At 38.4% G+C, this 14,762-nt stretch carries 16 protein-coding genes and 1 other RNA gene; 7 read left to right on the forward strand and 10 right to left on the reverse strand.

Annotated features, from left to right (window positions below):
- Window positions 1-8: 8 nt before the first annotated feature.
- On the reverse strand, window positions 9-578 hold the full coding sequence (locus PVK70_RS04345; protein WP_130047747.1) for a YecA/YgfB family protein: 570 nt from the start codon (window positions 576-578) through the stop codon (window positions 9-11).
- A 256-nt stretch (window positions 579-834) separates the two neighbouring features.
- Here PVK70_RS04345 and zapA point away from each other — a divergent pair, with 256 nt between their 5' ends.
- From zapA to serA, 5 genes are all read left to right on the forward strand, one after another.
- Window positions 835-1,161 carry a cell division protein ZapA gene (gene zapA / locus PVK70_RS04350; protein WP_165366879.1) on the forward strand — a complete coding sequence of 109 codons (327 nt, stop codon included), beginning with the start codon at window positions 835-837 and terminating at the stop codon, window positions 1,159-1,161.
- A gap of 31 nt (window positions 1,162-1,192) precedes the next feature.
- Window positions 1,193-1,373, forward strand: a non-coding RNA gene (gene ssrS, locus PVK70_RS04355) — 6S RNA.
- A gap of 1 nt (window position 1,374) precedes the next feature.
- A complete protein-coding gene (locus PVK70_RS04360; protein ID WP_130044940.1) occupies window positions 1,375-1,956 on the forward strand; it encodes a 5-formyltetrahydrofolate cyclo-ligase in 582 nt (193 codons plus the stop codon).
- 142 nt (window positions 1,957-2,098) lie between these two features.
- Window positions 2,099-2,755, forward strand: coding sequence for a ribose-5-phosphate isomerase RpiA (gene rpiA / locus PVK70_RS04365; protein ID WP_130047746.1), 657 nt, complete (start codon window positions 2,099-2,101; stop codon window positions 2,753-2,755).
- 193 nt (window positions 2,756-2,948) lie between these two features.
- Window positions 2,949-4,178, forward strand: coding sequence for a phosphoglycerate dehydrogenase (serA, locus tag PVK70_RS04370; protein WP_130044938.1), 1,230 nt, complete (start codon window positions 2,949-2,951; stop codon window positions 4,176-4,178).
- Between the two features lie 76 nt (window positions 4,179-4,254).
- Here serA and PVK70_RS04375 read toward each other — a convergent pair whose 3' ends face one another.
- The 4 genes from PVK70_RS04375 to PVK70_RS04390 form a co-directional block, all read right to left on the reverse strand.
- Entirely contained in the window at window positions 4,255-4,950 is a 696-nt protein-coding gene (locus PVK70_RS04375; RefSeq protein WP_130044937.1) for an oxidative stress defense protein, read from the reverse strand.
- Between the two features lie 132 nt (window positions 4,951-5,082).
- Window positions 5,083-5,943 (reverse strand): small-conductance mechanosensitive channel MscS, encoded by an 861-nt coding sequence (gene mscS, locus PVK70_RS04380; protein ID WP_130047745.1) that lies wholly within the window; start codon window positions 5,941-5,943, stop codon window positions 5,083-5,085.
- A 254-nt stretch (window positions 5,944-6,197) separates the two neighbouring features.
- Window positions 6,198-6,977, reverse strand: coding sequence for a peroxide stress protein YaaA (yaaA, locus tag PVK70_RS04385; RefSeq protein ID WP_130047744.1), 780 nt, complete (start codon window positions 6,975-6,977; stop codon window positions 6,198-6,200).
- Window positions 6,978-7,089: 112 nt separating this feature from the next.
- Entirely contained in the window at window positions 7,090-8,523 is a 1,434-nt protein-coding gene (locus PVK70_RS04390; RefSeq protein WP_130047743.1) for an alanine/glycine:cation symporter family protein, read from the reverse strand.
- A gap of 749 nt (window positions 8,524-9,272) precedes the next feature.
- On the opposite strand from PVK70_RS04390, the gene PVK70_RS04395 reads away from it, so the two are divergent.
- The gene (locus tag PVK70_RS04395) at window positions 9,273-9,452 is read left to right on the forward strand and encodes a DUF3545 family protein (protein ID WP_165366873.1); all 180 of its coding nucleotides are present in this window, start codon (window positions 9,273-9,275) and stop codon (window positions 9,450-9,452) included.
- A gap of 66 nt (window positions 9,453-9,518) precedes the next feature.
- On the opposite strand, the gene PVK70_RS04400 is transcribed toward PVK70_RS04395, so the two are convergent.
- The 3 genes from PVK70_RS04400 to nfo all read right to left on the reverse strand — a co-directional run bounded on the left by PVK70_RS04400 (window position 9,519) and on the right by nfo (window position 11,661).
- Window positions 9,519-10,046: a hemerythrin domain-containing protein gene (locus tag PVK70_RS04400; RefSeq protein WP_130044932.1), complete on the reverse strand. Its 528-nt coding sequence runs from the start codon at window positions 10,044-10,046 to the stop codon at window positions 9,519-9,521.
- 98 nt (window positions 10,047-10,144) lie between these two features.
- Window positions 10,145-10,813, reverse strand: coding sequence for a uracil-DNA glycosylase (gene ung, locus PVK70_RS04405; protein WP_130047742.1), 669 nt, complete (start codon window positions 10,811-10,813; stop codon window positions 10,145-10,147).
- A complete protein-coding gene (gene nfo / locus PVK70_RS04410; RefSeq protein WP_130047741.1) occupies window positions 10,813-11,661 on the reverse strand; it encodes a deoxyribonuclease IV in 849 nt (282 codons plus the stop codon). Before nfo ends, ung begins: the two co-directional genes overlap by 1 nt.
- Before the next feature lie 362 nt (window positions 11,662-12,023).
- Between nfo and grcA the strand changes: the two genes are divergently transcribed.
- Window positions 12,024-12,401: an autonomous glycyl radical cofactor GrcA gene (gene grcA / locus PVK70_RS04415; protein ID WP_045102834.1), complete on the forward strand. Its 378-nt coding sequence runs from the start codon at window positions 12,024-12,026 to the stop codon at window positions 12,399-12,401.
- Between the two features lie 124 nt (window positions 12,402-12,525).
- On the opposite strand, the gene thrC is transcribed toward grcA, so the two are convergent.
- Both thrC and thrB read right to left on the reverse strand, forming a co-directional pair.
- A complete protein-coding gene (gene thrC, locus PVK70_RS04420; RefSeq protein WP_130047740.1) occupies window positions 12,526-13,809 on the reverse strand; it encodes a threonine synthase in 1,284 nt (427 codons plus the stop codon).
- Window positions 13,806-14,762, reverse strand: coding sequence for a homoserine kinase (gene thrB / locus PVK70_RS04425; RefSeq protein WP_130047739.1), 957 nt, complete (start codon window positions 14,760-14,762; stop codon window positions 13,806-13,808). Before thrB ends, thrC begins: the two co-directional genes overlap by 4 nt.

Raw genomic sequence — 14,762 nt, forward strand, 5'->3', positions numbered from 1 at the left:
ATTATCCATTAATGTACGGTTTTAGAACTGTCTTTATGTACTCGTTGCCCTAGTTCAGCATGAATCGTTAGTACACAAATACGAACATGTTCTAAGACTTGCTCAAATAAGGCTTCTTGTTCTTCAAGATCATCATCTTCATCAATGCCTAGGCGAGCAATTTCTTCTAAATCTAACAAGGCTTCTTTTAATGATTCTGATGCTTTGTCCATTTTTAGCTCAACTAAGCCTAACCCTGAGATAAAATGATTTACCCACTCACTTAATCCATCAGCTCGATTCATTAATGTTTCAGTGTCATCTGGGATCAACATTTCTAACACAATTACGTCAGACGTTAATTCAGAAACCGTTGATTGAAATACCTGCTCACCCATTTTAATTGCACTATCAGGCCAGCCCATGCCTTCATTTGTGTAATCATAAATTAACGGCTTCCATGTTTGATCGTCTAGTGGCAAACCACCACTTACCATTCCGACAAGTAGGCCATGCAACTCTGATGGGGTAACCGCTAATCCGCTGTCCTTTAGCGCTGACTCTACAGCTAGGAATGTTGGCATTTTTATTTCACTCATAGTAAAACGATCTCTGAATTTATAATCAATAACACAATGCTACCACTTTGCGCATTTTCAGAAAACTCACGATCTCTCGCAATTGAGTATCTTTTCATCAGATTGTTGTTTTATTAAGAATATAGTTAACCCTCATCAACAAAGAGAGGGGAAATACTTGAATCTTATTACGGCATTTCTTATAGTTTCATTCACTTATCACTATTCCCTTTTCTGAATGGTGTAATTCTATTGTTTAACGATGAGTAATGTATTGATGACAAGCCAAGCCGTGCAAGTCCAAATATTAGGACGAGCCATCAAGGTTAACTGCCCTGCTGGTCAAGAAGCTGCATTGAAAGAAGCAGCGAAAGATTTGGATAACCGAGTAAATGAGCTATCTGAACGAACTAAAGTAACCAATACAGAACAGCTATTAACTATTACATCATTAAATATATGCTATGAATTACATATGGCGAAAAAAGAGGCAAGTAAACACTCTTCTGATGTTTATGAGCGTATGGGATTACTTGCTAATGCATTAGAAGCAGCGATTTCTACAGTTAAGCCTAGCCAAACAGAGGAAAGTACGGCAGAATAGAAATATCGCTAAGGATAGCAAAAGAATAAAATTTACCCTGGAGTGTTTGTAGGCGGATCTATGTCCCTGAGCCGATAAGCACAAATTAGGGTTAGTATTTGTTTACTACTGAGCATGCTCGGCTCGTACTGAGAAGCCTACGGTGAACCTTGCTGATCCGCCTTGAACCTAGGGTTCAAGGGCTACGACCACTACGGCACTTTGGGGTATTCCATGACATCTCGTCGACGCATTCGACAATCGATACGTCAACTTCGTAACACCTTATCTCCTACAGAACAATCACAAGCTGCTGACGCGCTTGTCCTTCAATGTGCTACCAACCCTATAATTCAAAAAGCAAATACGATAGCCGTATATTTATCATCTGATGGTGAAGTTGATACTGACCCACTCATTCAATGGTTATGGCAACAAGGTAAGCAAGTTTCTTTGCCTGTTATACACCCTTTTGCAAAGGGTCATTTATTGTTTCTTGAGTACACAAAAACAACCCCACTCATTCATAATAAATACCAAATACTTGAACCAAAATTAGATAAAACAAAAATCGTACCGACCTCAGAGCTGGATCTTATTTTGACCCCATTGGTGGCTTTTGATCATACCGGTAACCGTCTAGGCATGGGGGGAGGATATTATGATCGAACCCTCTCACGTTGGCACACTGACCAGCAAGGGCCAATGCCAATAGGTTTATCTCATTCCTGCCAGCAAGTACCACTATTGCCGATCGAATCTTGGGATGTACCACTACCTCAAATCATCACCCCTAAAAAAACATGGTTCTGGTAAACCCCAACCGAAATCGTTTGCTTTGACTGTATTTCCTTCAATTTTTGCTCTTTTCTGACTTATTTTTTCTGACGAAGAAAAAACAGTGCGTTATAATCACGCCGCTTTCATTTGAAGACTATTATTTCATTAGGAGAATGTCATGACTCAAGACGAGATGAAAAAAGCAGCTGGTTGGGCAGCGTTAGAATACGTAGAAGCTGGCAGCATTGTTGGTGTAGGTACAGGATCAACAGTAAATCACTTCATCGACGCGCTTGCGACAATGAAAGGCAAAATCAAAGGGGCAGTATCAAGCTCTGTTGCTTCAACAGAAAAACTTAAAGAGCTGGGCATTGAGGTTTTTGACTGTAATGATGTTGCAGGTCTTGACGTTTATGTTGATGGCGCTGATGAAATTAATGGTAAAAACGAGATGATTAAAGGTGGCGGTGCTGCTCTTACTCGTGAAAAAATCGTTGCTGCTATCTCTGATAAGTTTATTTGTATTGTCGACGACACAAAACAAGTTGATGTATTAGGTGCCTTCCCGCTTCCTGTTGAAGTTATTCCAATGGCTCGCTCTTACGTTGCTCGTGAATTAGTAAAACTAGGTGGAGATCCTGCATACCGTCATGGTGTAACCACTGATAACGGTAACGTGATCTTAGATGTTCATGGTATGAAAATTACTGATGCGAAAGAGTTAGAAGATAAAATCAATGCATTACCAGGTGTGGTAACGGTTGGTCTATTCGCTCATCGCGGTGCAGATGTCCTATTAGTAGGCGCTCCTGAAGGCGTTAAAAAGTTCGATTAAGTTTCTTTTTTGTCTTAATGCTCCCACCAATCGGGCGTTAAAAATGTCATTTGATTACAAACGGTGCTCATTAGCACCGTTTTTTATTAACTATTCCGTAATTTTCTTACCCAAACTGATTATTTTTTGATACTTTATAATCATTGAACATAAACTTCCCATCATAAATTTGTTTTTAAGGATAAGAACGACCATGGCAAAAGTATCTCTGGAAAAAGAAAAAATAAAAATTCTTCTTTTAGAAGGGTTGCACCCATCTTGTGTTGAAGTTTTTCAGGCTGATGGCTATACAAACATCGAATATCATAAGGGATCGTTGTCAGAAGAGGATCTTCTTGAGGCAGTAAAAGATGTTCACTTTATTGGTCTTCGCTCACGCACTCAATTAACTCAAGAAGTGTTTGATGCCGCAAACAAGTTAGTTGCCGTCGGTTGTTTCTGTATCGGAACGAACCAAGTGAACTTAACGGCCGCTGCAAAACGCGGTATTCCAGTATTTAATGCCCCTTTCTCTAACACTCGAAGTGTTGCTGAGCTTGTTTTAGGGCAAATCCTATTACTCCTGCGTGGTATCCCTGAGAAAAATGCGTTAGCTCATCGTGGTATCTGGAAAAAAAGTGCCGACGCTTCTTTTGAAGCAAGAGGCAAACGTTTGGGTATCATAGGTTATGGGCATATCGGTACACAATTAGGTATTTTAGCTGAAAACTTAGGTATGCGAGTCTATTACTACGATATAGAAAACAAGCTATCGCTAGGTAATGCAACTCAGATCCAAACCATGAGTGAGCTATTAAATAAATGTGACGTTATCTCTCTTCATGTTCCAGAAACACTAGGAACAAAAGACATGATGGGAGCTGAAGAGTTTGCCCGTATGAAGCCAGGTGCTATCTTTATCAATGCCGCTCGTGGCACTGTCGTTAAGATCCCTGACTTATGCGATGCATTAGAGTCTGGTCATTTAGGTGGTGCAGCTATCGATGTATTCCCTGTGGAGCCTAAAACAAACGCAGACCCATTCGAATCGCCATTACAAAAGTTTGATAATGTTATTCTTACTCCACATGTCGGAGGCTCGACTCAAGAGGCTCAAGAAAACATCGGCGTTGAAGTCGCAGGGAAACTCACTAAATACTCTGATAATGGTTCAACATTGTCATCAGTAAACTTCCCTGAAGTCTCTCTTCCTGAACATACTGATACGTCTCGTTTGCTTCATATCCATGAGAACCGTCCAGGTATTCTAACTCAGATAAACAGCATTTTTGCTGATGAAGGGATTAACATTGCCGCTCAATACCTACAAACATCTGCGGATATGGGCTATGTCGTAATTGATGTTGAAACCGCTCGTTCTGAAGAAGCATTAGTTAAGCTAAAAGCTATTGAAGGCACAATCCGCGCTCGAATCCTACACTAACATCACTAAAAAAGGGGTTACCACGCGGTAACCCCTTTTTTATTTTTCTGCTCTATATTTTTCTGAGCTTAAGCAACTATTCCTTTAGTCGATAAACAACAGACACTGAATCTGAAATCACCATTTGGTTATCTTGGTAGCTTTCTGCAACATTAGAAGCTGCATCCATTCTCATGCTTTTCATTAAGACTGGTTGGCTGTAGTTGTTGCGATAAGAAACCTTCCATACCCCTTTAACTTCACTGCCAAAACCTTTTGCTAATGATGTTGCTTTTTCATTGGCATCTTTAATTGCCTCTAAACGTGCCGCTTCAATGTATTCTTTCTCTTTACTTGTCTTTAATTCAATATGATTAATACGATTGATGCCATCACCTAGCGCTTTATCAAGGTATCCATTTAACTTATTTAAATCCATTACCGTAACCGTAATATTACGAATAGCTTTATACCCAACAAGCTCTGGTTTTTTTCCTTTTGGATAACGATACTCTGGTGTTAAGCGAATATTTCCACTGTTAATATTTTCACGTTTCACACCTTGTACTTCTAAACGAGCAAGAAAACTCGTCACGGCTTTATCTGCTGCTTGCTTTGCTTTTTCTGCGGTTGCTTTACTTTCTACCACATCAACTGAAAACTGCGCCATATCTGGCACAACAAGTACCTCTCCTGTACCTAATACTTCAAGATGAGGAAAATCGGGTGATGAAGCAAAAGCCATTGGCGTTAAACAAGCCGATAAACATAAAGCACTGATTATTTTTTTCATGGTTAATATCTCAAAGTAACATCATAGGGTTATGACTATAGGAACAATAAATAATTCCCTTAGCCAACCAAAGTTCCATTCAAAAAAAATGCTACCCGAAGGCAGCATTTCATGTATTGATTTAAGTAAACCTTAGTCTACTTTATTTAAATGCACATCCATTTGTGGGAATGGGATCTCAATACCTTCATTATCAAGACCCTCTTTAATCGCTTGAAGTGTATCAAAGTAAACATCCCAATATTGTTCTGTTTTACACCAAGGACGAACAACAAAGTTTACTGATGAATCAGCAAGAGCAACAACACCCACGGTTGGTGCCGGTGTTTTAAGTACACGCTCATCAGATTCAAGAACTTTAGTAATCACTTCTTTTGTTTTCTTCAGGTCAGCACTGTAAGACACACCAATCACATGGTCTACACGACGAGTAGCATGACGTGAATAGTTAGTGATTGGGCTGCCGATAACGCCACCATTTGGCACTACAACCATTTTATTATCTGGTGTAGTTAGAATTGTTTGGAAAATTTGAATTGAATCAACAGAACCTGCAACGCCACCAATCTCAACATAATCGCCAGACTTAAATGGACGGAATGCTACGATTAATACACCTGCTGCAAAGTTTGATAATGAACCTTGAAGCGCAAGGCCTACCGCTAAACCGGCCGCACCAATAACAGCAACAACAGAAGCGGTTTGAACACCAACTTTACCCAGTGCTGCAATTAAAACGATGATGAATAAAAGGTAACGAACTAGCGTATGAACAAAGTCGACAACGGCCTTATCCATTTTCTTTTTCTGAAGAGCCTTACTTACACCACCTGCGATTTTTTTAACGATAATATTACCGATAAAAAGGATCGCCAATGCCGAAATAATATTTACCCCATACGTGATAAATAGCTCTGAATTGTCTGTTAACCAATGCTCTAAATTAGCCACACCTGTGGTAGCTAAATCAGTGACTGCACCTTGATCTGCCATGTAATTTGTCCTTTATAGTTATTCTCAGTATAAATTGAGATGATTGCCATATATTGACGATTTATACCAATTCTAACACTATCAGCGTTAGCTTGATGTAAAATCCCTTTCTAAAATACACTTTTCTCTTTCGATTCTCTTCAGTAAGAAAGAAAAACAACCTGAATTACAATAACCTACCCAACACTAGCAGATTAAATTATCCTGACTACATTTTACTTACAAAAATAATACATTCAACTGTCGTGACGTAATTATTTTTGTTGCTCTTCTCTTTTGAAAACAAATTCACTTTCTGTTGATTCTGCGTCTACAAAGTAATAACCCGCAACACTAAACTCTTTGAGCTCTTCTTTGCTTTTTACCCTGTTTTCAATAATAAAACGAGCCATTAAGCCTCGCGCTTTTTTGGCATAAAAGCTGATAATTTTATATTGTCCATTTTTGCAATCTTTAAAGACCGGGGTTATCACCTTTGCTGCTAATACTTTTGGTTTTACCGCTTTAAAATATTCATTTGAGGCTAAGTTCACTAAAACATCATCACCTTGTGCTTTCAACACTTGGTTTAATTGCTCTGTAATTTTATTCCCCCAAAACTGATACAAATTACTGCCACGACCATTCGCTAGCTTTGTTCCCATCTCCAAGCGATAAGGTTGCATAAGATCCAATGGTTTCAATAGCCCATACAACCCAGATAACATACGTAAATGCGCTTGAGCAAACTCGATATCACTCTCCGTTAGGCTGTTTGCATCTAACCCAGTATAGACATCACCTTTAAATGCAAATAGGGCCTGACGAGCATTATCTTGAGTAAACGTCGTTGACCACTCTTCAAAACGCACCGCATTTAAACTTGCAATTTTGTCACTCACCTTCATTAAGCCGGAGATATCTAATGGCGTTAATTGTTTACATACCTCTACAAGCTCAGCTGAATCAGCAATAAAGTCAGGTTGAGTAAAGCTTTTAACGGGTAATAGCGTTTCGTAATCCAGTGTTTTCGCAGGTGAAACAACAATAAGCATGAGCAAGATATCCTATGTATTTTTATATACTAAGATAGTAACTATTCAGATATAAAAAAGCCACGCTAGCTTGCGTGGCTTTGTCTATTTCTTTGATGGATAAAACAAATGATTATTTTTGTTCTTTTGTATTATCCCAAATACCTTCTTCTAGCTGCGAGTGTAGCTCTGGATAATCTTTACTATCAAAGGTAGGTACTTTACCCGCTGCCAACTGCTTATTATAATCTTTAGCTAGCTTTATTACCGTGCCAGATAGTAATGAAATAGCGATTAAGTTAACAATAGCCATTAGTCCCATTGATACATCAGCAAGTGCCCATACCGTTGGTAGTGAAGATAAAGCACCAAACATAACCATTCCCAATACAATGACACGGAATATGCCAATACCTGCTTTGTGATTATGTTCTAGAAAAATCAAGTTTGTTTCCGCATACGAATAGTTTGCGATAATTGACGTAAATGCAAAGAAGAAAATCGCAATAGCAACAAAAATTCCGCCCCAATCACCAACTTGACTAGTCAAAGCTAGTTGAGTTAATTCTATCCCTGTCACTTCACCATGCGGCACATATTCGCCAGACATTAAGATTATTGCGACGGTTGCAGAACAAATAACAATCGTATCCATAAATACGCCAAGCATTTGAACATAACCTTGAGATGCTGGGTGCGGTGGATATGGTGTCGCCGAAGCTGCAGCATTAGGTGCAGATCCCATCCCCGCCTCATTCGAGAACAAACCACGTTTAATGCCATTAATCATTGCTTGGGCAATCGCGTAGCCTAAACCACCAGCAGCGGCCTCTTGAAGGCCAAACGCACTTTTGAAAATTAAAGCAATAACGCCTGGTAATTTTTCGATATTGGTTAGCATAATAAACAATGCTATTGCCAAATACGCCAAAGCCATAACTGGAACAACAATTTCAGCGGTTCTTGCTATCGTTCTAAAGCCACCAAAAATAACAACCGCAGAGATAATAACAATCGCAATACCAACATAGAGAGGTTCCCAACCAAACGCCGTTTGCATTGCACCTACAATGGAGTTGGCTTGTACCGCATTAAAAACTAAACCAAACGCAATAATTAAAAAGATAGAGAATAAAACGCCCATCCAGCGCATTCCTAATCCCTTCTCCATATAATAAGCAGGACCACCACGGTAGTTACCATCGTCATCTTTAGTTTTATATAATTGAGCTAATGTACTTTCTGCAAAAGAGGTTGCCATACCTAACATAGCAATTAACCACATCCAGAAAATGGCACCAGGGCCACCAGCAGTTAACGCCACAGCGACACCTGCCATATTACCAGTACCGACACGGGCGGCTAAACTAGTACACAAGGCTTGAAATGATGAAATCCCAGATGGATCTGATTTTCTACTGTTTTTCAAAACCGAAAACATATGACCAAAATGGCGGAATTGAATGAACCCTAAACGAACAGTAAAATAAATACCAATAGCGACTAATAAATAGACCAATACTGAACCCCATAATAGGTCATTCAGTAAGTTAATAAGACTTGTCACACTTCCCTCTCAATTACGTCAATAATTTATGATTGCACACACTTATCACTATAAGTGCCCCTACTAATCTTCCTTGTTATTGTCGATTATTTATTTGGATATGATGAAGAGTTAACTCTGCACAGTGCAACTCTATTCAGTTATTAGCAGTAAATCTAAATATTTACTCATCCAATAAGATTAGCGGGCTGAATGATGCTCAGTATTTACTAAAAAATCAATAAAAAACAAATGTTGTAGTTATGACACTTTTTCTACAATCTTGGACTTGCCGTTCATTTTCACAACATAAAAAATCATACTATTGACATTTAAATCAATGCAAAAACATCAACAAATAATAATTCACATTGTTTACGTTATGAAAATACGCTTCCACAGCCATAGAAAACAGTAAGATATCAACGTTGCTCATCCTCTCTATTTTTACCTAAGTAAATAATAAGCATCTCAACCCTTAGCAAGGTAATAGACTAAAAAACCAATAAAAAAAAGAACCTACATTAACAAAAGTTAAACAAAAAAATATACTTTTATTCCGTATGGAATAGATTAATAAAAGGTTGTTAGGCGTTATTAATTAAAATTAAAGTCATTTTAGTGACCGTTATCTCACAAAAATTTCATTAAAAAGAAACAAATGAGAAACAGTTCAAGGTCATAATCGACACTCTGTGATATTTAATAACACACGATGGTAGATAACTTACTCTTTGTAATGATTCATTATTTTATAAAACGAGGTGCTTATGGATGGGTACACATTAAATGATTTATTAGCTACAAAAACATCAACAACTAAAAAGAAGCCAAAAAAACGTTTATGGCGAGAAATTGAAGCATTTCAAGATCGTCGTCAGCTATTACATGAATTAAGAGAACTCGATCCTTCATTCAAAGGAAGCATTGATGAGGCTTTCTTCAAATAAGACATCACATTAAATCACTAAACAAAAAGGAGAGTACGGAACTCTCCTTTTTAATTGACAACAAACCTATCTTACCTTTTCAGCAAGCACTAAATAACGTTTATCAATTATGTTACCAAATACGGGATCTTCTTCTTCAATCCAACTCCTTTCTAATTCCTCCCAATCGTTGGTGGTCAGGTGTGCTTTAAGAAAAGGTAAGATCTCTTTTTCTTCGAGTTCAAGGTGTTGTCGTACTCGAGAGGTAAATGCTTTTAAGTGCTCTTTAAAAATATCCTTGGGAACAATCGCATCATTTAAAATCATCTCAATCGTTATCGAGAAGGCTTCAGTGCTGTCTGATAATGTGTGATGCTCTTGCAGTAAGTTATCTAACCCTTCATGCTCACCATAATGATCAATATAATATTGATATATCATGTCCTCCTTAGGGTGATGCATCTTCTCTGCAACAGACGACAGATAACTAACACTTTCTCGGATCACATTATAATTAACGCTCTTTTCATCTTCTAGCCGAGACAGCTTACTCTCTAATAACTGAATGATACGATTAATATACCCATGCTCTTTATATATGCTTTCTATCAGCATCCTTTCCTCCCTACAGTCTCTTAATTTATTTAAGATAACTAAAGTGTATATCACTGAGATAAGAGCACAGGATTTAGTTCAAAATTTATACAGCAAACTTATGAAACTGAATGCCAATTGATCTCTGCTAACTTTTTCGATTTAAGTAATTCATTCACTTTTGAGAAATGTTTACAACCAAAAAAACCACGATGAGCTGACAACGGAGAGGGATGAGGTGCTTTTAAAATAGAGTGGCGTTCCTTATCTATGTTCCCACCTTTCTTTTGAGCATGAGCTCCCCATAATAAGAAGATTACACCTTCTCTATGTAAGTTCAGCTGCTCTATGATGCTATCTGTGAATGTTTCCCAGCCAAACTTAGCGTGAGAGTGCGCCTTGCTTTCTTCAACGGTTAATACTGTATTTAACAATAATACGCCTTGCTTAGCCCAACTCTCCAAGTAGCCATGTTCAGGAATAGTAAAATCACTAATATCTTCGGCTAATTCTTTATACATATTACGCAATGAAGGCGGCGTTTTTATCCCAGGCAATACAGAGAAAGAAAGACCATGTGCTTGCCCTTCACCATGATATGGATCTTGGCCCAGAATCACGACTTTAACCTCATTAAAAGCAGTTAAATCAAAGGCAGTAAAAATATCTTTTTCTTGTGGGAAAACATTTTTGCCAAGCGCTCTCTCTCTATCAATCTTTGCCATCATAGATTGGTAGTAGGTTTTTTCTTTTTCAGCCGATAAAACCGAATTCCAGGTCACTGTCATTATGCCTTCTCGCTCAGTTTTCTTAATTGAGATATTTCATCTTTCCAAATTTCAGGATCAATTGTTTCTAATATAAGGGGGATATTATTGAATCGTTCATCTTGCATGATGTATTCAAAACAATCCCACCCGATAGTTCCTTGCCCTAAAGAATGGTGACGATCTACACGGCTTCCTAACTCAATTTTTGCATCGTTAATATGCATACCACGTAAATATTGAAAACCAACAATTCGCTCAAATTCAGCAAAGGTATGATCGCAAGCTTCTTTCGATCCTAAGTCATAACCTGCCGCAAAGGTGTGACAAGTATCAAGACAAATTCCTACTCGTGTTTTATCTTCAACCAGATCGATTATTTGAGCTAAATGTTCAAATTTCCATCCAAGGTTTGTACCTTGACCTGCCGTATTTTCAATAACAGCAATCACATCAGGAACCGCTTGATGAGCTAAATTAATTGACTCAGAAATCAAAGCTAAACACTCATCTTCTGAAATTTTCTTTAAATGGCTTCCTGGGTGGAAATTTAATAACGTTAAACCAAGCTGATTACAGCGCTCCATCTCATCAATAAATGCCGCTCGAGATTTTTCTAACTTATCTTCTTCTGGAGCACCTAAATTAATAAGATAAGAGTCATGTGGTAAAATTTGATCACTTGAAAAACCAAAGCGCTTACAGTTTGTTTTAAAATCAGAGATAACTTTTCTTGTTAGTGGCTTGGCTGCCCATTGACGTTGATTCTTAGTGAATAGTGCGAATGCATTTGCTCCTATTTGATAGGCTCTCTTCGGTGCTTGATCAACCCCGCCGGCCGCAGATACGTGAGCTCCAATATATTTCATCTCTGTACTTTCCTTTCAAAATTAACGTCGTCACTATTATTACGGTAAACACTTTATTTGTCAGTATTTCTATCATTTTACTAAAATTGAACCTTTATTTTGGCACCAACATAAAAAACCATTTTGTAGTAATATTACAACAAAACAAAGGTATAACAATAAAGTGGTAGACTGCATTTTTCGTGCTACAGACTAGTTATATGGTGCTTTATTGATTTAGAGCAAGGTTTATAAGATGAATTAATTATCACTTTTTGTAGTTTTTTGACCTATATCAATATACAAAGTAAGGGTATCATGTATATAATGTGACCCATAAGATATTTACAAAATAACCACAAAGTGGACTAGGAGAAAGTAAAATGATCACAGGTATCCAAATTACTAAAGCTGCAAATGACGATCTTCTTAACTCTATCTGGCTACTAGATAGCGAGAAAAACGAAGCACGTTGTGTTGTTGCAACAGCAGGTTTTGAAGCAGATCAAGTAATTGCAGCAAACGAGCTAGGCGAATACGAAAGCCGTGACGTTGCAATTGAAAAAGCACCAAAAATCGAAGGTGGTCAGCACCTAAATGTGAACGTTCTACAACGTGATACATTAGAAGATGCTGTTAAACACCCAGAGAACTACCCACAACTGACTATCCGTGTTTCTGGTTATGCTGTGCGTTTTAACTCTCTAACTACTGAACAACAAAAAGACGTTATCGCACGTACATTCACTGAAACTCTATAATTTTAGAGTGAATTGAATTCAATAAAAACGGCACTCATTGCTCATGAGTGCCGTTTTTTTATGCGTAAAAAGCACATCAATTAATTATGATGTGCTATTTGAGTTTTATTATTAATACTTTTGGTTACTGTACTTTACGAAGTACTGCTTTTAATGCATCAAAATCGTTAGCAAGATCTTCAGATAACAGCTCCATTGCATTATGTTTAGCTAATGGAGCAGGCAGTTCAATATCACCACCTAAGATATCATCGACGACTTCTTTAAATTTCGCAGGATGTGCTGTACATAAGAAAAGCCCGGTTTCACCGTCATTAAGTTGCTCTTCAAGAATGCGATAAGCAATGGCACCATGTGGCTCACATAAATACCCTTCAGCATTCATTGCTTTTAATGTTTCAGCGCTTTGCTCATCCGTCACTGCACCTTTACCAAGCGTTTCTAAGCCCCAACCTAAACGCTGACATAGCTCTTCAATTCGAGGCCAGTTGTTTGGTTGGCTCACATCCATTGCATTGGAAATCGTTGGGATCGTCGTTTTTGGCTCCCACTTACCAGTTTCAAGGTAGCGCGGTACGGTGTCATTAACATTAGTTGCAGCAATAAAGCGCTTAACTGGTAAGCCTAATGATTTAGCTAACAGGCCTGCGGTTAAATTACCAAAATTACCGCTTGGTACTGAGATAACGACATCACTACGTTTTTCTTTTGGCAGTTGAGATACCGCTTCAAAGTAGTAACAAATTTGCGCCATTAGTCGGCTGATATTAATTGAGTTTGCTGAATTCAGTCCAACTTCTTTACGTAGCTCAGCGTCATCAAACGATTGTTTAACTAATGCCTGACAGTCATCAAAGTCACCATCAACGGCAACGGTATGAATATTCTTGCCTAGTGTACAAAATAACTTTTCTTGCAGCGGGCTGATCTTTCCTTTTGGATAAAGGATAACGACTTTAATGTTATCCATACCATAGAATGCATGAGCAACGGCTGCACCAGTATCACCTGATGTCGCCGTTAGAATCGTAATTTGTTCATTGCCTTCGGTCACCGCAGCTAAAGATTGCGCCATAAAACGACCACCAAAATCTTTAAACGCTAATGTCGGGCCATGAAATAATTCAAGCGCATAAACGCCCTCTTTTACTGCATGAATTGACGCTGGGAATTGAAACGCATTTTCGACCATGCCTTTCACTGTATCTTGTGATAATTCCTCACCAATAAACGCAGATAAAATCTTAGTGCTACGAGGAATAAAATCTTCAGCTAGAAGCGCATCAACATCATCAAACTTAGGCAATTCTGATGGAAAAAATAGTCCTTGATTACGACCTAAACCTTGACGAACAGCTTGACCAAAAGAGACCTGTTCATCATTTTCTTTTATGTTATACAGCTTCATAGTTTACTTCCTGTTACTTGTGAGCCTTGCTTATCCAAACGACAAACATGGACAAATCCTTCATCATTTTGTACGTAGTTTTCTTGTAGCCAACGAGATACTCGCTCAGCGACGTCTTTATCTTTACAGATGCTAAACAGCGTTGGACCAGAACCTGAGATCCCAGTTGTCAGCGCTCCTGCTGAGGCTGCATATTCACGCGCTTTCGCAAAGTTAGGTAATAAGCGTTCACGATAGGGTTCAGCCACCACATCTTTAATCATTTTAGCAGCTAACTCAGGCTGCTTTGAATAACATGCATGAATAAAACCGGCTAAATTACGACCATGTGCTATCACATCTTGACGGCGGTATTGAGAAGGTAAAATCTCACGCGCTTCTGCTGTTGATACTTTAATTCCTGGGTATGCCATCACCCAATACCATTCATCAAAACACGGAACTTCTTGGCTAATAATACCTAACTCTTCAACCATTAATTGCAGGCCACCAAGATAACAAGGAGCAACATTATCATAATGAATACCACCTGATATCTGCCCTTCCATCTCCCCCATTAATCCCAACACTTCCATGTCTGTTAATGGTTTATCATGAAATAAATTCAACGCATCTAATGCGGCTACAATCGAACAGGCGCTAGAACCAAGCCCAGAGCCAATTGGCATGTTCTTCTCAAGTACCATATGAATCGGTTTAAGTTCAGTGCCTTTTTTTACAAGCTCTCTTGCAAATACACGCCAGCAATCATAAACAATATTTTCTTTTGGGTTCTCCGGTAACTTATCTACAAAGCTACCTGCGGTTGCTAAAGTGAAAGCTTCGGTTCCTAATTCAACTAAAACACGATCACCCAGTAATGTGCCATCAATAGGAGAAACGGCGACACCTAATACATCAAAGCCTACACTTACATTACCAATTGATGCTGGAGCATAAACAACAACACTCAT

Origin of the sequence: Aliivibrio sp. A6 (assembly GCF_028765505.1) — a bacterium.
In the GTDB taxonomy this organism is placed as follows: Bacteria; Pseudomonadota; Gammaproteobacteria; order Enterobacterales; family Vibrionaceae; genus Aliivibrio; species Aliivibrio finisterrensis_A.